Here is a 20787-nt window from a genome sequence, read left to right on the forward strand (position 1 = left end):
CGATGCGGGCGTATGTGCCTCGTTCAGCGAACAATCTGCTCCCGAAACCCAAGGGTGAAACCGGTTACAATGCGTAGCAAAAAAAATGAAACCGGTTTCATTACTGGAAATAATGATAGTGTTACGCGGGTCACAATTGCAAGTCGGCCCGGCGTTTTTCTCGAATCGAAGCGCTGGGGCGGCGCTAGATGTTCGTTATGGGCCGCACAAGTGCCTGAAGACGGTGGGCTTAGGTGCTCGTGCGCACGACGAGCTCGGACGGCATGGTGGTATGCAGCGGGGCCTCGGCAACGGAGGCGCCGAGCATGGCAATGAGCCGCTCGGCGGCGCGGCGCCCTAGCTCGTACACCGGCACGCGGACGGTAGTGAGCGATGGGGTGGTGTACTGCGCGCTCGGAATATCGTCGAATCCGACGATGGCCAGGTCGTCTGGAATCACGATGCCCTCCTTTTGGAGCGCGGCCATCGCGCCGATCGCCATGTAGTCGTTGCAAGCAAAGACGGCATCCGGGAGGGTATCGAGCGCCAGGAGCTGACGGCCGGCGTCGAACCCGCTGGCCTGTGTAAAGTCGCCTTCTATGACGGGCTGCGCGTCGGGGTCGCGTCCTGCCGCCGCGAGGGCCGCGCGATAGCCCGCAACCCGTTCCTGAACATCGTGGCTGTCCCGAGGCCCCAAGATGATGCCGATGTGGCGATAGCCCCGGTCGATGAGGTGCTGCGTAGCGGCTTGCGCGCCGCCCCTGTTTTCGATCTGGAACGACGGGTACGGCGAGGCCTCCACCGGGCTATTCATGAACACAACCGGGATGTCGATCGCGTATCGGTCGAGCAGCTCGGCCTGAGCCTGCACGTGGGTCGTCATGACGAGAAGCCCATCGACGCGCCCCTGCAGCGACTGCAGGGCCACCTCACTTTCTTCCAGGCTGTAGTGTGCGCTCGAAATGAGAAGGTAGTGCTCAGACTGTTGGGCGACCTCGTCGGCCGCGCGGATGATTTCCGAAAAGAACTCGCCGTGTGGCGCGGGTACGATAATGCCAATGGTTTGGGTACGTCCGTGGCTTAGGCTTTTGGCGGTGGCGTTGGGCCGGTAGCCCATCCGGTTGGCCACGGCTTGCACGCGTTCCTGCGTTTGCTTGGTAACCAAGTCGCTGTGGTTGAACACGCGCGAGACGGTTGTTGCCGAGACGCCGGCAGCTTTGGCAACATCGCGTATGGTAACGGCCATGGCACAGAAACAAAACCTAACACAGTGAGAAGTGAACAGATGACACGTAAGCTGTATTGCGCGGTTTCGGAAGCGCTCGGGGCACAAGCTTCCAGCCGGTAGCTGGTTTGTGCGTGAACGCAGCTCGTGCGCGTTCTGCGCAAACGCGTCGGCCGCTCCCCACGACGGGTGGGGCCATACACAAAAAGCGATGCCCGCGCAATGCGAGCACCGCTTCAGGCCTTAACGGTGGCGTGGGAGAGATTCGAACTCTCGACCTCCGGGTTATGAATCCGACGCTCTAACCGCCTGAGCTACCACGCCGTTTTCGTCGTGCAGCGTGCGCTTGAATGCGACGAGACCGCCGGGTTGTTTCCGCGGCGTCGTGAAGAAGCAGTGGACCCCCGCGGGCCGCGCACTACTGCTCAGAGGCATCGTTGGAGGACGATTCGGCGGGCTCCATAGGGGCGTCGTCGGTGGGGGGCGCGTCGGCCGGGGCGTCGTCCGGCGTGCTGTAGCGGGCGTGGCGTGGCGCAACCGATGCCTCCGAGGCTTCTTGCTCCGAAACCATCCCAAGTTTTTGTGCGCGCCGGAACCACTGCTGCCGCGCCAGGGCCTGCATGTCTTCCACCGAGTCGGCTTCGTCGACGATTTCGAGGCCCAGCAGCGTCTCCACCACGTCCTCCATCGTCACAATGCCGGCCACGCCGCCGTACTCGTCCACCACAAGCGCCACATGCTCCAGCCGATCGAGCAAGCGCTCCAGCAGATCCGGCAGCGGCAGCGTTTCGTGCACTACCAAAATGTCGCGTCGCATCTCGCGCAGCTTTACATCGAGCTCTTCCTGCGCCGCGCGTAGCAGCAACTCGTCTTTCAAGATGTAGCCCGTTACGTCGTCGCGTTTCCGGTCGTACACCGGAATGCGGGAGAAGCGAAACTCGTTGTACGTATCCACCACCTCCCCGATGGTGTGGCTCTCCGGCAGGTCAAACATCACCGTGCGCGGCGTCATCACATCCTTCACGCGCAGCGAGTTGAAGCGAAACAGATTCTTGAGGATGCGCGATTCCTTCTCCTCGAAGACGCCCTCCTCTTTGCCGATTTCCGCCAGTGCTGTAAATTCCTCGCGGCTAAAGGTGTTGGTCGACTCGTCGCTGGAAAGCAGGTGCGTGATGCCCTTCGAGAGCTTCACGAGCGGCCACATCAAGATGATGATAACGGCCAGCATGCGCGTGACGGCCGGAGCCAGCTGTCGCCAGTACATCGCACCAAGCGTCTTCGGAATAATTTCCGATAGGACGAGGATGAGAAGCGTAAGCACGGCCGATATGACGCCCACGTATGCCTCGCCAAAGTACGCGGCGGCTTCGGCCCCGGCGCCCGCGGCGCCCGCGGTGTGTGCAATGGTGTTGAGGCTCAGAATGGCAGCCAGTGGCCGATCAATGTCGCTTTTGAACGCATGCAAGCGCTGGCCAAAGTCGTGGCCCTCCTGCTCGAGGGCCGCGACATACGAGGGCGTTACGCTCAGCAAGACGGCTTCCATCATCGAGCACAAAAACGAGACACCCAGTGCCAGGGCGATGTACACCGTTAGAAGCGTGAGGCTTCCATCGGGGGGGACCATCAGAAAAAGAGCAGGGAAAGACAAATCCATTCGACAGCGAAGAACAATTGCACGGCAACGAGTGCTGTAACGCGCCGGTCAGCACCGAAGCGTTTGTAGCTGACTTAGCCGCATCAAGGCCCAAAGACCGCCGGGCAAGCTACGTAGGACCGGATGTATCGCTGTTCGATGATGCATTGAAGGTACATGCAAACAAAAGGCCGTAGGACAAACGCGTACGGCGGGAAGCGTTCCAGGTTTTCGGCGATTCATGCACCGCGCCGGGGCAACGGGCATGCGATTCGCCAATGGGCAGCGCCTCAGCGCATCTGTGAGCCCTTGCGGCGTGCTTAACAGCTTATTTACGCAGCCGCGGAATCTTTTCCATGCAAAGTGACGAATCATTCATCACGTGACCGGGTAGTCACCTACTGACTGATTGTTCATAATTTCGCTATACGTCTATGTCGCGTACCTCGAACGGTTCGGCCTCCGATGCGCTCTCGCGGCGCGAACGCGAGCGCCGGGCCCGCCGCCATGCCATGCTCGACGCGGCCCGCGCCGTGTTCGCCGAAAAGGGGTACGCGCGTGCCACCATCGACGAAATTGCCACGCGTGCCGAGTTTGGGAAGGGCACCCTCTACAACTACTTCGACGGCGGCAAGGAGGCCATTTTGTATGCCATCTTCGATGAGCTGTACGACGACGTGTGCGATCTTCTGCAGACGTCATTTAACGAGGCGGCAGTAGAGGAAAACGGCCTTCGCGCGGCTTTTCGTGAGTTTGTGAAAGAAGCGTTTTCTTTTTTCAGGGCCCGCGAAGATCTGTTTCTGATCTTGACGAAAGAAGCGTATCGGTTGGCTTTTAGCGAAGACCCCGAGCGCGCGGCCTACTTTCGGGCGCAGCAAGAGCGCATGGTAGGCATGCTTGTGCCGGTGCTTGAGCAGGCGATGGAGGCGGGCACCATCCGCACGCTGCCCCCCCGGTCCGTCGCCCACATGCTGCTCGAAAACGTAAACGGCATGGTGGTGCACCGCTGCCTTACCGAACGCATGCAGCAGGCGCAATCCGAGGATCTGCCGTCCGTCTGTACCCCGTCTGGGCTGCTCGATCGTCCATCCGATGCGGCCGACTTCGTGACGGCCATGTTGTTTGATGGGCTGCAGCTGTAACCCGCAAACCACCCCATGAACGAATCCCCACCGTCTGACGTCTCTATGACCGTATTCGCTCCTCCGCGCTGGTTGCTGGCATGTGTACTCGTCGCCGCATGGCTGCCGGTGCACCCAATGGCTGTAGCGGCCCAGAACCTGCTTCCATCTGCGCCCGACTCGTCGCTCACGCTCACCTTTGAGCGCGCGCTGCGGGTGGCTTTTGCCAACAACCATGCCCTGCGTAGCGCCTCTCTGGATGTGCGCACCGCCGATGCCCAGGTGCGTGAAGCATGGGGCAGCGTACTGCCGTCCATTGATGTGACCAGCAGCTACACGCGCAACGTGGTGACGGCCAACCCCTTTGCTGGCAGCGACGTGGCGAGCTTCTTGGGCGGCGGCGGGCAAGCCGATTGGGTGGCCTTCAACGAGCGCCGGCGACTCGACAGCGATCCGGCCACCGACCCCATTACGTTTCAGGAATTCGTTGAGCGACAGAACGACAGCCTGCGCGCCATTGGTGTGAATCCGAATGCCAGTGCGGGCAACCCCTTCGGCGTAGACAATGAGTTTTTGACGGGCGTGCAGCTGACGCAAACGCTGTATAACGGAAGCGCCTTTTCCGCCATTGAAGGCGCGCAGTCCTTCAAAAACGTCAGTCAGCTGGCGCGCGTGCGGCAGCGGCAGCAGGTGGCGCAGTCGGTGTACGAGGCGTTCTACGGTGCGATGTTGGCGCAGGCGCAGGCGAAGGTTGCGGAGGAGCGCGTGCAGCGGTCGCGCGAGACACTTCAGGAAATTACCCTGCAGGTAAAACAGGGCACCATCCCCAAGTACCAGCGCCTGAGCGCCAGGGTGCAGCTGGCCAACCAGAAGACGCAGCTCATTCAGGCACGCAACAACGCGCAGCGGGCCCTAGACAATCTGAAGCGTGTGCTTGGCGTGGGCGCCGATTTGAACGTGGCCGTACGCGGAGCGCTGCAGGTGAACGACCCGCAGCGCTTTCAACAGGTCTCACTCACGCAAGCCCTGGACATTGCAGAAATGCAGCGGGCCGACCTGGAGCGGGCCAGGCTGAACATCGAGCTGCAGCGCGTCCAGAAAGATATCACCCAAGCGCAGTATTTCCCGCGCCTTTCCGCCGTGGCCAACTTTGCGTACAGCGGTCGCGTGCCCGACGACCGCACCAGCATTGTATCGGACCCGCTCGACCCCTTCGCATTCCAGCGAACCTCCAGCGACTTTTTCGCCGATTCGTATTGGAATCCGTCCTTCAGCGTAGGCTTGCAGCTTACGTGGAATATCTTTAACGGATTTCAAACCAGCGCCCGCGTGCAACAGGACGAAATTGCCATCAGCCAGGCGCAGGTGCAGTACGACCGCCTGCAGCAAACCATTCGCATTGAGGTGCGGCAGGCCCTGCGAAACCTTGCCGCCGCCCGCCAGCGCCTGCAGGCGCAGCAGCAAAATGTGGAGACGGCCCAAACCAACTACCGCTACGTGGCACAGCGCGTGCGCACAGGCGTCTCGACCCAATTGGAGCTGCGCGAGGCCTCCGATCAGCTTGACCAGAGCCGCCTCAACTACTTGCAGGCCGCCTACGATCTCCGCGTGGCGCGCGCCAGCCTACGCACCGCGCTCGGCGTATCGCTCACCGCACCGGCGCCCGAGATCCTGACCACCCAGCGCTAATGTCGACTTTCGTGTACCGAACAACCCCCGAACCGTTGATGCCTTCGCTCATGCCTTCTCGCCTTCTTGTTATCCTGCTGCTCGCAGCGCCTGTGCTGTGGACGGCCTGCTCAAGCGGTCCACCGGCCGATGCCACCGCCGCGCCCGACAACCGGACGCGCGTCGAGACGCTGCGCCTGACGCCCACGTCGTTTCAGGATGCTATTGAAATTACCGGCAGCGTTGAGTCGCTAAACGACGTACGAATTTCGGCACAAGCAGCCGGCACCGTCGAGCGCTTGCGCCGCCTTGGCACGTTTTTGCAAACCGGCGACACGCTGGCCGTGCTCGACCAAGACATTGCGCGCGCCAACACGCAGCAGGCACAGGCCAATTACGAGGCCGCCCAGGCGCAATTTGACCTGGCAGAAGACAGCTACCAGCGGCAACTGCCGCTCTACAAGGATTCAATCTTGAGCGCGCTGGAGTTTCAGCAGGTGCGCACCAACTACCAGCAGGCGCGGGCCCAGCTGGTACAAGCCAAGGCGGCCGTGGCCCAGGCCCAAAAGCAGCTGCGCAACACCGTGGTGCTGGCGCCCTTCAGCGGTACGGTTGAGGAGCACTTCATCGAGGTGGGCGAGCAAGCCGGAGCCGGTGCGCCGCTGGTGCGTCTGGTAAGCACACAGCGCGTGCGGGTACGCGTCGGTGTGCCGGAGCGATACGCCAGCGACATTGAGGAAGGTACGTCGGTAAAGGTAGCCTTTCAGGCCTACGGCATTGCGCCGCGCACGGCGCCCGTGACGTTTGTGGGGCGTACCATCAATCCCCAGAGCCGTACCTTTCCGATTGAGATTGAGCTGGAGAACCCCGGCGGCCTCCTGAAGCCCGAGATGGTCGCACGCGTGGTGCTCCCGCGTAACGAGCTGCAAAACGCGCTGGTCATCCCGCGGGCCGCGGTGATCCGTAGCGAAAACGGCAACAGCGTATTCACCGTCAAGGCCACCGACAGCACAAAGGTCGCGCAACGACAGCCGGTGCAGCTGGGGCCCGCCTACGGCGGCGCCGTGGTGGTCGCCCAGGGCCTGCAGCCCAGCGACGAAGTGGTGGTGCTGGGTCAAACCGACCTTACCGAAGGCGTTGCCGTGGAGGTGGTGCAGCAGTACACAAGCATCGAAGAGGCCGCCAACAGCTTCCGCCCGCGCACGCCCGCACCCGAAACGGCGCTCCCCGCGCCTACGCAACCGGCCCCCTCGGCCCAGTAGTCGCCCGCTTGCCGCGTTCATTCACCGATTCCTCCTGCTGCTATGCAGATCATCAATACATCCATCAAGTACCGCACCAGCGTCTTTGTGCTGACGGTACTCTTTGCGCTGGGCGGCCTTTACAGCTACCTCACGCTGCCGAAGGAGTCGTTCCCGTCCATCGAAATTCCAAACATCGTCGTCACGACGATTTATCCGGGCGCCAGTCCCGACGACATCGCATCGCTGGTAACCCAGCCGGTCGAGCAGGAGATACAAGGCATTAACGGGATCAAGGAGATCCGCTCGACCTCCACCGAAGGCGTCTCGACCGTCATCGTGGAGTTTACGCCGGACATCTCGATGGACGAGGCCTACCAAAAGGTGCGCGACAAGGTGGACGTGGCCAAGTCGGAGCTGCCGGAGGATGCCGAGGAGCCCCTCGTCAATGAGATCAACACCTCCGAGATTCCCATCATGACCGTCAACCTCGCGGCGGACTACCCGCTGTCGCGGTTGAAGGAGGTGGCCGAGGATTTACAGGACGAGCTGGAGAAGATTCCGAGCATCCTGGAGGCACCGCTGATTGGCGGCATTGAGCAGGAGGTGCAGGTCAATGTGGATCTGACGGCGCTGAAGGCGTACAACCTCACGTTTGCCGACATTACGCGCATCATCCAGCAGGAGAACGCCAACATACCAGGGGGCTCCATCGATGTTGATCGGTTGAACTACCTGGTGCGCGTGAACGGGCAGTTTGACGATCCGGCCCAGGAGATTGGCGACCTGGTGGTGAAGACCCCGCCCGGCGGCGCGCCCATCTACGTGCGCGACGTCGCCGATGTGGTGTTTGGCTACAAGGAGCGATCGAGCTACGCCCGGCTGCGCATTCTGAAGCGCGAAAACGCCGAGGGCGAGCTGGTGGCCGTGCAAGATACCAGCACGCGGCAGGTCATTAGCCTGAACATCACGAAGCGTTCCGGCGAGAACATCCTGGAGACGGCGGCCAAGATTCGCAGCACGCTCGACGAATTTCCGTTTCCCCCGGGCACCCAAACGCTGATTACCGGCGACCGCAGCGAAAATGTGGAGACGCTGGTGAAAGACCTGGAGAATAACATCATCAGCGGGCTGATCTTTGTGGTGGCGGTGCTGCTGTTTTTCTTGGGCGTGCGCACCGCTACGCTGGTGGGCATTGCCATTCCGCTGTCGATGATGGTGTCGTTTGTCGTCTTTCAGGCGCTGGGCTACACGCTCAACTTCATCATCCTGTTTTCGCTGATCATCGCGCTGGGCATGCTGGTGGATAACGCCATCGTGATCGTCGAAAACATCTACCGCTTTCGCGAGGAAGGCTACAGCCGCTGGGAGGCGGCGAAGCTGGGCGCGCTTGAAGTGGGCGGTCCGGTAGTGGCGGCAACGGCCACCACGGTGGCCGCGTTTGCGCCGATGCTCTTTTGGCCGGGCATCACGGGCGAGTTTATGAGCTACATGCCGCTTACGCTCATCATTACGCTCACGTCGTCGCTGTTTGTGGCGCTGGTGATGAATCCTGTGGTGACGGGCTACTTCGTGAAGCTGGAAACTGAAGAGACGGAGCCATGGACGCGGGCCCAGAAGATTACGGCGGGCGCCATTGCGGGCCTCGCGGCGCTCACATTGGGGCTGGCGAATTGGAAGACGCTCGTGGTTGTGGCCGTGCTCGTGCCCACGCTCTACGTCGTGCACACACGGTTCTTTAAACCGCTGGGCGACTGGTTCATTTCCAGTGGGCTGCCGGCGATCATTGCGCGGTACCGAACCTTTTTGGAATGGATGCTGACCCGCGACTACAACGTAAAGCATGCGCTGTTGCGTAACGTGGCTGCACTGGCCGCGTTTAGTGCAGGTGTGCTGGTGCTCATTGTGGGCGGCCTAGTGGCCGGGCTCATGAGCATGCCCCCGGCCTGGCCGCTGCTTATCATAGGCGGCGTGTTGGCGGGACTGGGCGTGTTGGGCATTGTGGTACACACCCTGGAGAGCGTCTACCTCGGCCGCCGCGCCAGCGTGGTGATTGGCGGCGTGCTGGCGCTGGTCGTGGGCGGCATCACGGGCCTTCAGTACCTCACGGGCGGTGACGTCACGCTGACCACCATCGGGCAGCTCTTGCTGTTGCCCGCGCTCATTGTGGGCGTCGGGCTGCTGGGGCTGCTGTTTGCGCGGTCCGATTACTTGCTGCTTACCGACAACCGGGCGCGCCTGCTGAACGGCTCGCTGGGTGCGCTGCTGGGCATCATCGGGCTGTTTGCCATTGCGCCCACAGGCACGTCGTTCTTCCCGAGCACCGACCCGAACCTCATCCGCATCACCGCCGAGGCGCCGCTGGGCACCAACATTGACGCGTCGAACAACCTCGCAAAGGAACTGCAAGACCGCATCAGCACGCTGCTGCGCACCAACCCCGATTCGCGCACCAACGTGAAGAACATGCTGGTCAATGTAGGTGTGGGCGGCGATCAGCAGTTTGGCGGCGGCGCCTCTAGCCCCGAGCGCTCGCGTGTTACCCTCAACCTGATCGACTTTGTGGAGCGCCCCGAGCGAAGCACGCAAACCATGCGCAAGCTGCGCAATAACCTGACGGGCGTGCCGGGCGTGGAAATTGAGTTCACGCAGGACGAGAGCGGGCCGCCGACGGGGCCCCCGATAAACATTGAGGTGACGGGCGAAAACTTCGACCGCGTGGCGCAAATTGCCAGCGAGATTCGGCGCAAGCTGGAACAGGGCGTGAAAGCCGGCAAGCTGCCTGGCCTCGTTGACGTGCGCGACAACCTGAACAAGGGCCGCCCCGAACTGGAAGTGGCCATCGACCGCGACCGTGCCGGGCGCTTTGGGCTCTCGACCGCGCAGATTGGAAACACCGTGCGTGCGGCGATCAATGGCGTGGAGGCGTCGAAGTACCGCGCCGGCGAGAAGGAATACGACATCCGCGTCCGCTTGAAGAAAGGCGACCGTGACAACCTGGAGAGCCTGAAGAACCTCACCATTTTACACGAGGGGCAACAGATTCCGCTGGTTGCTGTGGCCGATTTGCGTACGCAGAGTGGGCTGGGTTCCATCACGCGGCTCGACCTGCAGCCTACCGTGACGGTGCAGGGCGACGCGGCCCCGGGGTATACCGGGCAGCAGGTGCTGCAAACCGTGCAACAGTACTTGAAGACGTACCGGCAAGAGCTGCCGCCAAGCTACAGCATGAGCTACACCGGCGAAAATCAGGATCAGCAGGAGGCCTTTCAGTTCCTGGCAACGGCGCTGCTGGTGGGCATTGCCCTCATCTTCCTGATTATGGTGGCGCAGTTTAACACCGTTAGCGCACCGTTCATCATCATGGTGGGCGTTGGGCTTAGCCTTGTGGGCGTGCTGTTGGGCCTCATCCTCACACGCACGCCGTTCAGCCTGTTCACCTTTATCGGGGTGATCTCGCTTGCGGGGATTGTGGTGAACAACGGCATCGTGCTGATCGACTACACGATGCAACTGCGCGAGCGTGGCCTCGACAAGCGCGAGGCCGTGGTGGAAGCCGGTGCCACGCGCCTGCGGCCGGTGCTGCTGACAGCGCTTACGACCGTCATCGGTCTTATTCCGCTGACGTTCGGCATCAACATCGACTTTGTGGGGCTTCTCGCGGACTTCGATCCGGCGTTTGCCATTGGCTCGGAGAATACGCAGTTCTGGGGACCGATGGGCACGGCCATCATCAGCGGCCTCACCTTTGGCACGTTCCTGACGCTCGTCATTGTGCCGGTGATGTATTCCGCCTTCGATTCGCTGAGCTTACGCTTGCAGCGGCTCTTTGGCGGGCCCGGCGTCGATCCGGAGGGCATCACCTCGGCGACGATGGCTGGAAACGGTGCGGTGCCCGCAGGCGATGGGGCGGAGCCGACGCCCGCGCCCCAAGTGGCCCCCGATAAGGCCTAAACGCGGATGCAAGACCCACGGCCCGTTGCAGCATTACAACAAGTGCTGCAGCGGCTGCTGTGGATCTGCCGGTAGCGGCTTGTTATGCTACAATGCATCGATTTCAATTTCATTCTCTATTATGTCCGAACAAACTGCAACACCATCTGCACCAACTGACACTGCGCGCCTTCAGCAGTCTACCTTCAAGGATCGTGATGACAGCCTGGGGCGTCGCCTCGGACAAAAAGCCATCCATAGCCTCGACTGGCTGTTTGGACGGTTCTCGCGTGTAGGCGATCGTCCGGTGCACGACCCGGCACAGTTTCCATGGACGCAGCACCTAGAGGCGCACTGGGAGGAGATTCGGGACGAGCTGGAGGCCATCTTGCAGTACCGCGAGGCGCTGCCCAGCTTTCACGACATTGCCGAGGACGCATCCACGATCTCCGACGAAAAGTGGAAGACGTTTTTCTTTTATGGCTATGGCACGAAAGCCGAAGAAAATTGCGCCCGCTGCCCACGCACCACTGAGTTGATTGAGCGTGTGCCGGGCATGACGACGGCCTTCTTTTCGATTTTGGCTCCCGGTAAGCACATTCCCGCGCATCGCGGCCCGTACAAGGGCGTGCTGCGGTACCACCTGGGGCTAAAAGTGCCCGAGCCTGCATCGCAGTGCCGCATCCGCATAGCCGATGAGGTGGTGCATTGGGCGGAAGGCAAAAGCCTTGTGTTTGACGACACCTACAACCACGAGGTGTGGAACGCGACGAGCGGCGAGCGCGCCATTCTCTTTCTGGATGTGAAGCGCCCGCTCCCGCAGCCGCTGCATGCGCTCAACAGCGGCCTCATCAGCCTTGCGCAGCATACCTCGGTGGTGCAAGACGCGACGACCAATCAGCAGCAATGGTCGAAGCGCCTTGAGGAGGCGGAAGCCATGGAGCAGGGATGACGGCACGAGGCAACGACGCGGTGCCGGACCGGCTGGTGCTGATCGCCGATGGGTTTGTCGATCCGGCGCGCGCGGCCATTGTGCGCGATGTTTTAGCAGCGGGCGTCGTGCGGTGGGTGCACCTGCGGGCACACGATGCCTCAGTAGCCGCATTCGCCGAAGCAGCGAAGGCCCTTCAGCCCGCAGCGCGCGAAGCGGGCGCGCATGTGTCCGTGAACAGCCGGCTGGCGGTGGCCGCGGCCCTCGGGAGCGGGTTCCATACCGGCGCGCACGGTCCGCCAGTGGCTGCTGCGCGGCGCCGGTTGGGCCCGGCCGCGCAAATTGGGTGCTCCGCGCATGCCGTGGCGGACCTGACCGCGTCGCAGCGGGCTGCCGACTATTTCTTTTTCAGTCCGGTGTTTCCTACGTCGAGCAAGCCGGGCCATCCAGGCGCGGGCGTCGGGGCGCTGGCGCAGTTCTGTGCCGCCGCACCGCAGCCCGTCATGGCCCTCGGGGGCATCACGCCCACGCGCGTGGCGGCGTGTTGCACCGCGGGCGCCGCGGGCGTTGCGGTGCTCTCGGGCATCATGGACGCCGCCGACCCGGTCGCCGCGGCGCGCGCCTATCAACAGGCGTTGGCGGCGGCCGCGCAATGACGCTGCACCGGTGGAAGCACGCGCGAACGCGAGGGCCACCCCCAAGCACCGGCCGGCGTGTGTGCCCGGGTCGCTGCGCGAATCTTTCCCAAACACTGCGTGTTAACGTCGTGTTCATACAAGTATTCATACGGCTCGCTTCTACCGCACACTAGACGCATCGCCGGCATGCCCATCGACACCCTCAAGGCCGCCAAACGTCTGCAGGAAGGCGGTACCTTCTCCTCCGATCAGGCCGAACGCATTGCCGAGATTCTGGCTGATACGGACGCGGCTTCTGTAACGAAGGACGACTTGGCAGCCACCGAAACGGCCCTCCGAAGTGATATCGCATCGTTGCGCGAGGAGGTGAAGGCTGAAAACGCCTCGCTTCGGGAGGAGATGAAGGCAGCAAATGCCTCGCTTCGGGAGGAGATGAAGGCAGCAAATGCCTCGCTTCGGGAGGAGATGAAGGCAGCAAATGCCTCGCTTCGGGAGGATATGGAGGCTGCAAACGCCTCGCTCCGAGAGGATATGGAGGCTGCAAACGCCTCGCTCCGAGAGGATATGGAGGCTGCAAACGTCTCGCTCCGAGAGGATATGGAGGCTGCAAACGTCTCGTTGCGCAAGCAATACACCTCGTTGCGCGAGGAGATGCAAGCGGCAAACACTGCGCTTCGTGAGGATATGGAGGCCGCAAACGCATCGCTCCGTAAAGACATGGAGGCGGCAAACAAAGCATTGCGTGAAGATATGACAGCGTTGGGGGAAGAGCTTCGGGCAGAGATGAAGGAAATGGAAGGGCGCCTGCGGCATTACGTGTTGGAGACGGAGAACCGCCTGGAGCAGCGGATCGAGACCGTAGCGGCCCAGCTCCGTTCCGAGCGGTACCAGATGGCTGCCACGATTATCATTGCAACGAGTGCACTCGTCACGCTGCTTGACTACTTGATTGCCTGAGTGCGTGCGCATCGCTCCGGCGCGCGAGGTGCGCGAGCGGCTTCAATCGGCTGCGGCCCGGTGCGGCAAACCGCCAGCGATGGCTTCTGTGGCAGCCTGCACGAGGCGGTAGGAACCATCGCAGGCCGTCGTTGCGTAGCGGGTGCGACGATCAAACGCGTATCTTCTTTCCTTTTCACCCGTCGTATGGGCTTTTCACTGGAGGACCTTCTGGCGCTGTTGGACTTGGAGCGCATCGAGCACAATATCTTTCGCGGGCAGAGCGTAGACATCGGGTCGGGCAGCGTGTACGGCGGACAGGCGCTGGCGCAGTCGCTGGTGGCTGCGCGCTACACGGTGGGCGACGACACCCGCCGCGCACACTCCATGCACGGCTACTTTATTCTCGCGGGCGACGTGGCCGCGCCCATCGTGTACGATGTAGACCGCCTGCGGGATGGCAACAGCTTTGCCACGCGTCGCATTGTTGCGATTCAGCACGGCCGCGCGATCTTCAATATGGCGGCTTCCTTTCAGAGTCCCGAGGACGGCGCGAGCCATCAGACCGAGATGCCCGATGTGCCGGGCCCCGAGGGACTGACGGCCGAGCTGGACCTGCTCCGCGCCATCGCCGACCGCATTCCGCCCAAGGTGCGCCACTTCTACACCCGCGAGCGGCCCATCGAGGTGCGGCCCGTTGACCCCGTCAACCCGTTCGACCCTGCGCCCACCACGCCCGTGAGCTATCGCTGGCTGCGCACCCACGGCCCCATGCCCGATGATCCGTTATTGCATCAAGCCGTACTGGCTTACGCATCGGACTACGGGCTGCTCGGCACAGCGCTGCGTCCGCACGGGCTCTCGTTCGTGCAGCCGAACCTGCAGCTTGCCTCGCTCGACCACGCGATCTGGTTTCATCGGCCGTTTCGTACCGACGAGTGGCTACTGTACGCCATGGACAGTCCGGCCGCCGACCAGGCCCGCGGCTTTACGCGGGGGCAGATCTTTGCCCAAGACGGCACGCTCGTGGCTTCGGTAGCGCAAGAAGGGCTGATGCGCGTGTGGGAGGACACCTGATGCATGCAACGTCATCGGACGGCGGCTTCAATGATCAGAAGGCGTACGGTGCCAATCCTTTGAACATTTGAACCTGTTTCCTCAGGCGAAAGCCTACACCAGCCCACGCCCTGCTCGCCTGCTGTGGGAGTAACACCGTGCGCTGCGCGTGACTGCAGGAACCTGTCGTGTTTGCTTGTCCTTACAAGCGTGACAGGTACCTCAGAAACGCAAGCACATAGCATGGAACTTGAATCGGGCCGCCCGCGCCACGAACAAATCAGCGATTGGCTCCGCGCGCGCATCACAGATGAAACGTACGGCGTCGATGAGCAGCTTCCTTCGGAGAAAGCGCTCGGCGAGATGTTCGGTGTAAGCCGCGTGACGGTGCGCCGCGCGCTGCAAACCCTTGAGCACGAAGGACTCATCTACCGCCAGCAGGGCCTCGGCTCGTTCGTCCAAGAGCGCCGTCCGCCGCAGGGGTTGGTGCGCCTCACCGACTTCGCGCAAGACATGGCGCAGGCGGGACTGGAGGCTCGTTCGGTCGTCAAGCATCAGGCCCCCGAACCGGTGCCCGCAGCCGTGGCACGGCGCCTCGATGTAGCGCCCGATACGACCGTCATTCGGCTCGACCGCCTGCGCCTGGGCGACGAACAACCCATTGCCTTCGACCGGACGTGGCTGCCGCCGTTCTATGCGCAGCTGCTGGAAGGGCACGACCTGGCGCGCGAGACGATCTACGGCATCCTGGAAGGATCGTACGACATCCCGGTGCTGCGCGGCCGCTATCGCATTGGCGCGGCCCACGCGGATGACGAGGCTGCGGCGGCCCTCGATGTACCGTCTGGGCAGGCCGTGCTCCAAATTGATCGCTGCTCGTTCACAACAGCCGACAAGCCGATCTACTTTCAAACGCGCTACTACCGCAGCGATCGCGTGGCCTACATCGTGGAACTGGAGCGCACGGCCTCGGAGGCCTACGATGCGGGCATGCCCCTCCGCGACTTCGAACCTGTCTTCCAGTCCGACACGAGCGACGCATGACCTTTCGCGGATGGGCGACCACCATGGCCTGCGGTGCCTTGCTGTGGGTTGGGTGCTCGGATGAACTAAGCTGGAAAGCCGTGCACGCCATGATTGACGCCACGTACGGCGCGGTGCCGACGCTGACGACCGACGCGCTCGCCCAGCGGCTCGCCGACACCACCCGGGCGGCGCCGGTGCTGCTGGATGCCCGCACGCCCGAGGAGTTTGCCGTGAGCCATCTGCCGGGCGCCCGGCGCATCGACCCAGGGGCGACAAACTATAAGGCTCTCCAAGACACCCTGGCGCGCGATACGCCGGTGGTGGTTTACTGCTCGGTGGGCTACCGGTCGGCCGGCGTGGTGCAGCAGCTGCGGCAACAGGGCTTTACCAACGTCTACAATCTGCGGGGCTCTATCTTTCAATGGGCCAACGAAGGACGCCCTGTGTATCGCCGCGGGCGCCGGGTGCAGGCGGTGCACCCGTACGACGCTACGTGGGGGCGGCTTCTTGCGGACTCATTGCGGGCCTACACCGTCGAGTGAGCTGCGGGGCAGAACGCCCGACCACTTTTCAATGCAGCATACGTTTCTAGGGCCGTCCGGAGAGAATCGCACGGAATTATTCGGCGTGCGCTGTATTCATCCGGGATTAACCGCCCGCGTTCTTGCTGATGGCAGCGCGCCTTGGTACTTTGCGATCTGGAACGTGCGCCCGTTGCACGCTCTTCGCTCCCTCCGTTCACCGAACCCAGCACGCGCGGTTTATGGCCTCTCCATTCCTGTTTTTTCTGCTGGCCGCTCTTGCCATTGTGGCATCGATAGGGATGCTGGTTGCGCGCAGCCCCGTCAGCAGTGCGCTCTGGCTGGTCCTTACCATGTTCAGCCTCTCGGGCATCTACCTGACCCTGAATGCGACCTTCATCGGGGTCATCCAGATCTTGGTGTACGCCGGGGCCATCATGGTGCTGTTTCTGTTTGTGATCATGCTGCTGAACCTGTCGGCCCTTCCCCAACTGGGCGATCTCGACGGTACGAAGATCCTGGGCTTCATACTGGGTGTTGCCATCCTTGCGCAGCTGCTGTATGTGCTTGCGCTGGGGTTCGACCTTCCCATCGCACCGGTTACGCCAGCAATGGCAGCCGAGGGGGGCGACGCAGGCACCCTGGGCAAAGCGCTCTTTACGCGGTATGCCTTGCACCTTGAAATTGCCGGGATCCTGTTGCTTGCAGCAACCATCGGCGCGGTGATGCTCGCGCAACGCCGCTTTCAATAACGTTCCCTTGTCGTTCCGACTCGTTTAACTCCCCATTGGTATGGAAGTCGCCCTGAACTGGTACCTTGCGCTCGGCGCCCTGCTGTTCACGATTGGCACCCTTGGCGTCCTGTTTAAGCGCAACGCCATCGTTCTGCTCATGTCCATCGAACTCATGCTGAATGCCGTCAACCTGACGCTGGTGGCCTTTAGCCAATTTATGGGCGACGCCGACGGCCAAATACTGGTCCTCTTTTCGATTGCGGTGGCTGCAGCCGAGGCGGCCGTTGGATTAGCGATTGTCATTGCCATCTTTCGTGGGAAGTCGACGGTCGACATTACCGAGATCAACCTGTTCAAGCATTGACGCCCTCGCGCTAACTGCCAGAGCGAAGTGCGCCCTGGCCTGTGTACGCCTTTCGCCTGTTGCCTTTGCTTTCGTCTATGAAAACCGACCTGATCGTTCGCCTCATTCTGCTCCTGCCCTTGCTCGGGGCCCTCGTCAACGGGCTTGTGCCGCTCTTTCTGCCGCGTTTTCGGCGCAAAGAGGGCCTGATCGGCGCCATTGGCACAGCAGTCGTCGCGATTCCTTTTGCGCTGGCGGTGTACCTGTTTGCAACGTACGGCGGCGATCCGGTGGTGGCAAACTACTTTACGTGGCTGCAGGCCGGCGACCTGTCGGTCGACTTTGCGTATCGGGTCGATGAACTCTCGCTGATCATGCTGCTGGTGGTCACCGGCGTGGGGAGCCTGATCCACGTCTACTCCACCGGCTACATGCACGGCGATCCGGGGTACTGGCGCTTCTTCGCCTACCTCAACCTGTTCATCTTTGCGATGCTGAACCTCATCCTGGCCAACAACCTGTTGGTGCTGTTTCTGGGATGGGAAGGCGTGGGACTGTGCTCGTATCTGCTCATTGGCTTCTGGTACACCGATCTCAAGAACAGCGCCGCGGCCAACAAGGCGTTCATCGTGAACCGCGTGGGCGACTTTGCCTTCCTGATGGCCATGTTCTTGATCTTTCAGCAGGTGGGCAGCCTCAGCTTCGATGTGCTGCTCGACCTGGGGCAGCCCGGCGGCAGCGTGTCGATGTCGAGTACGGCGCTGCTGTGGGCGGTGGGCTTGCTATTCATTGGGGCGACGGGCAAAAGCGCCCAAATTCCGCTCTTTGTGTGGCTGCCCGATGCCATGGCCGGCCCCACCCCGGTGTCCGCGCTGATCCACGCGGCGACGATGGTGACCAGCGGCTTGTACCTGCTCGCCCGCCTCTCGCCCCTCGTGCTCGGCGCGCCCGAGATTATGGTGGCCATTGGCGTCATCGGGGCGCTCACCTCGTTTATGGCTGCAACGATTGCCATCGCCCAAAACGACATCAAGAAGGTACTGGCATACTCCACCGTCTCGCAGCTTGGCTACATGTTTATGGCGGCCGGCGTGGGGGCCTTCTTCGTGAGCATCTTCCATGTGGTGACGCACGCATTCTTTAAGGCCTGCCTCTTCTTGGGGTCGGGCAGCGTGATCCATGCGATGGAGCATGTGGAGCACGACCTGGAAGACAAAGGCCACGACATGTCCGATTTCGATCCGCAGGATATGCGCACGATGGGCGGCCTGAAGCAGTACATGCCCTCGACGAGCAAGACGTATCTGCTGGCCACCATGGCTATCTCGGGCATTCCGCTGTTCGCCGGCTTCTTCTCGAAGGACGAGATTCTGTTTAAGGCGTTTGCATATGGCTACGACGGCCATCCCTATGCCTGGATGGTGTGGGGGCTGGGCATCGTGACCGCGGCGCTGACGGCGTTCTACATGACGCGCTCGTACATCCTAACGTTTGAGGGCACGCCCCGCTGGCCCGAGGCCGATACGGTGCACGCCCACGAGTCGGCCTCGTCGATGACTATTCCGCTCTGGATATTGGGCGGGCTGTCGGTGGTGGGTGGCTTTATTGGGCTGCCGGCCGTCATTGCGCACGGCAAGTGGAACTGGATTCACCACTACCTAGGGATGGAGTACGGCGGGCCGGTCGCGGAGGCGGCGATGAATGCCCACGTGCCGCTGGCGCTGGAATGGGGGCTGATTGCGCTTAGCGCACTCATTGCCGTAGGCACCGTGGCATTTGCCTGGCGGGCCTACAAGGCACACGGCGTGGCGTACGACGAGACGCTGAAGCAACGCCTGGGCGGCCTCTACCGGGTCTTCCGCGGAAAGTACTACTGGGACGAGTTCTACGACCGCACGGTCGTGGGGCCGCTCATCCACCGCGGCGCGCGCAAGGTGCTGGCGCCGTTTGACGCTCGCATCGTGGATGGCATCGTCAATGGCCTTGCCATCCTGTCGCAATACATCAGCCGCCTGCTGGGCAAGCTGCAAACCGGCGTGGTGCAGACGTACGCGCTTGCGTTTGTGGTGGGCGTCACGCTCGTGGTGTATCTCATGATCTTCGGATAAGCGCTACCGCCCTGCTAGCCCGGCCCTGCAACGCGTTCACTCAATTACTCTAAGGTAGATGAACATCCCGTACCTGCTTTCGCTGGTCATCTTTCTTCCGGCCGTTGGTGCCCTCGCCGTGGCGGCGATGCGCAATGCGCGGGCGATCCGGTGGACGGCCCTGGGCACGACGAGCGTCACGTTTGTCTTGTCGCTGGGGCTGTGGTTTGGGTACGACCCGGCCGTGGCTACGTCGCACATGCCGCAACTGGCCACCCACGTGGCGTGGCTGCCGGCCATGTTCGACATCTCCTACTTTGTGGGCATCGATGGGCTGAACATTCTCCTCATTCTGCTTACAACGCTGCTGGGCCCCATCGTTGTGCTCTCGTCGTGGACGTACATCGGCGAGAAGGAGCGCGGATACTACGGGCTGTTGCTGCTTCTGCAAACGGGCATTACGGGCGTGTTTGCGTCGTTCGACCTGCTGCTGTTCTACGTCTTCTTTGAGCTTACGCTCATCCCGATGTACTTCATCATCGGCGTGTGGGGCGGCGAAGACCGCGTGTATGCGGCGATCAAGTTTGTGCTGTACACGCTCGTGGGCTCGCTCCTGATGCTGGCGGGCATTCTCTACCTGGGCTACAGCGCGGGCGAAGCCATTAACGGCGGGGTGTTTACAACCGACTGGTACAAGCTGCTGCAGTACAATGTGCCGCTGGCGGATCAGGGGTGGCTGTTCTTCTTGTTTGCGCTGTCGTTTGCCATTAAGGTGCCGCTCTTTCCGCTGCATACCTGGCTGCCGGATGCGCACGTGCAGGCTCCTACCGGCGGGTCGGTCATTCTGGCGGGCGTGCTGCTGAAGATGGGGACTTATGGCCTCGTGCGGTTCTGCTTGCCGTTCTTTCCGAGTGCGGCCTTCGAGGCGGCGATGTTCATCGCGGTGCTTGCTGTCATTGGCATTGTGTACGGTGCCCTCGTGGCCCGCGTGCAGCCCGATGCGAAAAAGCTGGTCGCCTACTCCTCGGTGGCCCACCTGGGCTTTGTAGTGCTGGGCATCTTCGCGTTTACCACCGAAGCGATGCAAGGCGCCGTCATCCAGATGGTGAACCACGGCATCTCCACCGGCGCCCTCTTTTTGCTCGTGGGCATGCTGTATGAACGCCGCCACACGCGCCTGATGGAAGAGTATGGCGGATTGGCGACGTCCGTGCCCATTCTCACGACACTCATGATTTTCTCGGTGCTGGCGTCGGCTGGCTTGCCCGGCCTCAACGGCTTCGTGGGCGAGTTCATGATTCTGCTGGGGGCGTTTAAGAGCCAGGTGATTGGCGATCCGGTGCTCATCGGCGTGGCCACCACCGGCGTCATCCTCGCGGCGGTGTACCTGCTGCACATGGTGTACAAAACCTTCTTTGGTGAACTGACCAACGAAGCGAATCGCACGATGGACGACGTGAACGGCCGCGAGTTTGGCCTGATGGCCCCGCTCGTGGTGCTCATGCTCGTGATGGGCTTCTACCCGCAACCGTTTCTCGCGCGCACTGCGCCCACCACCGACTTTCTGCTCGATGTGGTACACGAGAAACAAGAGCTTGCGGAGACGGATAACGCCCGCCCCGAGGCGCCGAAGGCCGTGCAGACTGCACCGCCGCACGCCCAGCGCCTGCCGCTCGACGCCCGCGTTTCTTCGCTCAGCGTTCGCACCCCGTAGT

General features: G+C 62.1%; 16 protein-coding genes and 1 tRNA gene. 14 read left to right on the forward strand and 3 right to left on the reverse strand.

What is annotated here, in order from left to right; translation table 11 throughout:
- Positions 1-229: 229 nt before the first annotated feature.
- The 3 genes from SALLO_RS0103145 to SALLO_RS14830 form a co-directional block, all read right to left on the reverse strand.
- Complete coding sequence (locus SALLO_RS0103145; RefSeq protein ID WP_022834869.1) at positions 230-1225, reverse strand: LacI family DNA-binding transcriptional regulator; 996 nt, start codon at positions 1223-1225, stop codon at positions 230-232.
- A gap of 229 nt (positions 1226-1454) precedes the next feature.
- A tRNA-Met gene (locus SALLO_RS0103150) sits at positions 1455-1528 on the reverse strand.
- A 94-nt stretch (positions 1529-1622) separates the two neighbouring features.
- A complete protein-coding gene (locus SALLO_RS14830) occupies positions 1623-2858 on the reverse strand; it encodes a hemolysin family protein (RefSeq protein WP_228702763.1) in 1236 nt (411 codons plus the stop codon).
- 413 nt (positions 2859-3271) lie between these two features.
- Between SALLO_RS14830 and SALLO_RS14835 the strand changes: the two genes are divergently transcribed.
- The 14 genes from SALLO_RS14835 (at position 3272) to SALLO_RS0103225 (ending at position 20786) form a co-directional block, all read left to right on the forward strand.
- Positions 3272-3979: a TetR/AcrR family transcriptional regulator gene (locus SALLO_RS14835; protein WP_040605714.1), complete on the forward strand. Its 708-nt coding sequence runs from the start codon at positions 3272-3274 to the stop codon at positions 3977-3979.
- A 45-nt stretch (positions 3980-4024) separates the two neighbouring features.
- Positions 4025-5647: a TolC family protein gene (locus SALLO_RS0103165; protein ID WP_028566844.1), complete on the forward strand. Its 1623-nt coding sequence runs from the start codon at positions 4025-4027 to the stop codon at positions 5645-5647.
- Between the two features lie 50 nt (positions 5648-5697).
- Complete coding sequence (locus SALLO_RS14840) at positions 5698-6888, forward strand: efflux RND transporter periplasmic adaptor subunit (RefSeq protein WP_051141273.1); 1191 nt, start codon at positions 5698-5700, stop codon at positions 6886-6888.
- Positions 6889-6930: 42 nt separating this feature from the next.
- Positions 6931-10821: an efflux RND transporter permease subunit gene (locus tag SALLO_RS17580; protein WP_022834872.1), complete on the forward strand. Its 3891-nt coding sequence runs from the start codon at positions 6931-6933 to the stop codon at positions 10819-10821.
- 121 nt (positions 10822-10942) lie between these two features.
- A complete protein-coding gene (locus SALLO_RS14850; RefSeq protein WP_022834873.1) occupies positions 10943-11752 on the forward strand; it encodes an aspartyl/asparaginyl beta-hydroxylase domain-containing protein in 810 nt (269 codons plus the stop codon).
- Positions 11749-12387, forward strand: coding sequence for a thiamine phosphate synthase (locus SALLO_RS0103185; RefSeq protein WP_022834874.1), 639 nt, complete (start codon positions 11749-11751; stop codon positions 12385-12387). The genes SALLO_RS14850 and SALLO_RS0103185 overlap by 4 nt, the downstream gene beginning before the upstream one ends.
- Before the next feature lie 168 nt (positions 12388-12555).
- A complete protein-coding gene (locus tag SALLO_RS17585; RefSeq protein WP_022834875.1) occupies positions 12556-13326 on the forward strand; it encodes a coiled-coil domain-containing protein in 771 nt (256 codons plus the stop codon).
- Between the two features lie 186 nt (positions 13327-13512).
- The gene (gene tesB, locus SALLO_RS0103195) at positions 13513-14382 is read left to right on the forward strand and encodes an acyl-CoA thioesterase II (RefSeq protein WP_022834876.1); all 870 of its coding nucleotides are present in this window, start codon (positions 13513-13515) and stop codon (positions 14380-14382) included.
- Positions 14383-14604: 222 nt separating this feature from the next.
- Complete coding sequence (locus SALLO_RS0103200; protein WP_022834877.1) at positions 14605-15405, forward strand: GntR family transcriptional regulator; 801 nt, start codon at positions 14605-14607, stop codon at positions 15403-15405.
- Positions 15402-15929 carry a rhodanese-like domain-containing protein gene (locus SALLO_RS0103205; RefSeq protein ID WP_022834878.1) on the forward strand — a complete coding sequence of 176 codons (528 nt, stop codon included), beginning with the start codon at positions 15402-15404 and terminating at the stop codon, positions 15927-15929. The genes SALLO_RS0103200 and SALLO_RS0103205 overlap by 4 nt, the downstream gene beginning before the upstream one ends.
- A gap of 221 nt (positions 15930-16150) precedes the next feature.
- On the forward strand, positions 16151-16660 hold the full coding sequence (locus tag SALLO_RS0103210) for an NADH-quinone oxidoreductase subunit J family protein (RefSeq protein WP_022834879.1): 510 nt from the start codon (positions 16151-16153) through the stop codon (positions 16658-16660).
- Between the two features lie 40 nt (positions 16661-16700).
- Positions 16701-17006, forward strand: coding sequence for an NADH-quinone oxidoreductase subunit NuoK (gene nuoK, locus SALLO_RS0103215; RefSeq protein WP_022834880.1), 306 nt, complete (start codon positions 16701-16703; stop codon positions 17004-17006).
- Between the two features lie 77 nt (positions 17007-17083).
- Positions 17084-19093: an NADH-quinone oxidoreductase subunit L gene (nuoL, locus tag SALLO_RS0103220; RefSeq protein ID WP_022834881.1), complete on the forward strand. Its 2010-nt coding sequence runs from the start codon at positions 17084-17086 to the stop codon at positions 19091-19093.
- A gap of 58 nt (positions 19094-19151) precedes the next feature.
- Positions 19152-20786 carry a complex I subunit 4 family protein gene (locus tag SALLO_RS0103225; protein WP_022834882.1) on the forward strand — a complete coding sequence of 545 codons (1635 nt, stop codon included), beginning with the start codon at positions 19152-19154 and terminating at the stop codon, positions 20784-20786.
- The last annotated feature ends 1 nt before the right edge of the window (position 20787 follow it).

Source organism: Salisaeta longa DSM 21114 (assembly GCF_000419585.1).
Classification (GTDB): domain Bacteria; phylum Bacteroidota; class Rhodothermia; order Rhodothermales; family Salinibacteraceae; genus Salisaeta; species Salisaeta longa.

Bases quoted from the DNA above. Each gene is read 5' to 3' on its own strand.
- SALLO_RS17585 (WP_022834875.1), top strand. From the start codon at position 12,556: ATGCCCATCGACACCCTCAAGGCCGCCAAACGTCTGCAGGAAGGCGGT.
- SALLO_RS14835 (WP_040605714.1), top strand. From the start codon at position 3,272: ATGTCGCGTACCTCGAACGGTTCGGCCTCCGATGCGCTCTCGCGGCGC.
- SALLO_RS0103205 (WP_022834878.1), top strand. From the start codon at position 15,402: ATGACCTTTCGCGGATGGGCGACCACCATGGCCTGCGGTGCCTTGCTG.
- SALLO_RS17580 (WP_022834872.1), top strand. From the start codon at position 6,931: ATGCAGATCATCAATACATCCATCAAGTACCGCACCAGCGTCTTTGTG.
- SALLO_RS0103145 (WP_022834869.1), bottom strand. From the start codon at position 1,225: ATGGCCGTTACCATACGCGATGTTGCCAAAGCTGCCGGCGTCTCGGCA.
- SALLO_RS0103165 (WP_028566844.1), top strand. From the start codon at position 4,025: ATGACCGTATTCGCTCCTCCGCGCTGGTTGCTGGCATGTGTACTCGTC.
- SALLO_RS14840 (WP_051141273.1), top strand. From the start codon at position 5,698: ATGCCTTCTCGCCTTCTTGTTATCCTGCTGCTCGCAGCGCCTGTGCTG.
- tesB (WP_022834876.1), top strand. From the start codon at position 13,513: ATGGGCTTTTCACTGGAGGACCTTCTGGCGCTGTTGGACTTGGAGCGC.
- SALLO_RS0103200 (WP_022834877.1), top strand. From the start codon at position 14,605: ATGGAACTTGAATCGGGCCGCCCGCGCCACGAACAAATCAGCGATTGG.
- SALLO_RS0103210 (WP_022834879.1), top strand. From the start codon at position 16,151: ATGGCCTCTCCATTCCTGTTTTTTCTGCTGGCCGCTCTTGCCATTGTG.
- SALLO_RS0103185 (WP_022834874.1), top strand. From the start codon at position 11,749: ATGACGGCACGAGGCAACGACGCGGTGCCGGACCGGCTGGTGCTGATC.
- nuoK (WP_022834880.1), top strand. From the start codon at position 16,701: ATGGAAGTCGCCCTGAACTGGTACCTTGCGCTCGGCGCCCTGCTGTTC.
- SALLO_RS0103225 (WP_022834882.1), top strand. From the start codon at position 19,152: ATGAACATCCCGTACCTGCTTTCGCTGGTCATCTTTCTTCCGGCCGTT.
- nuoL (WP_022834881.1), top strand. From the start codon at position 17,084: ATGAAAACCGACCTGATCGTTCGCCTCATTCTGCTCCTGCCCTTGCTC.
- SALLO_RS14830 (WP_228702763.1), bottom strand. From the start codon at position 2,858: ATGGATTTGTCTTTCCCTGCTCTTTTTCTGATGGTCCCCCCCGATGGA.
- SALLO_RS14850 (WP_022834873.1), top strand. From the start codon at position 10,943: ATGTCCGAACAAACTGCAACACCATCTGCACCAACTGACACTGCGCGC.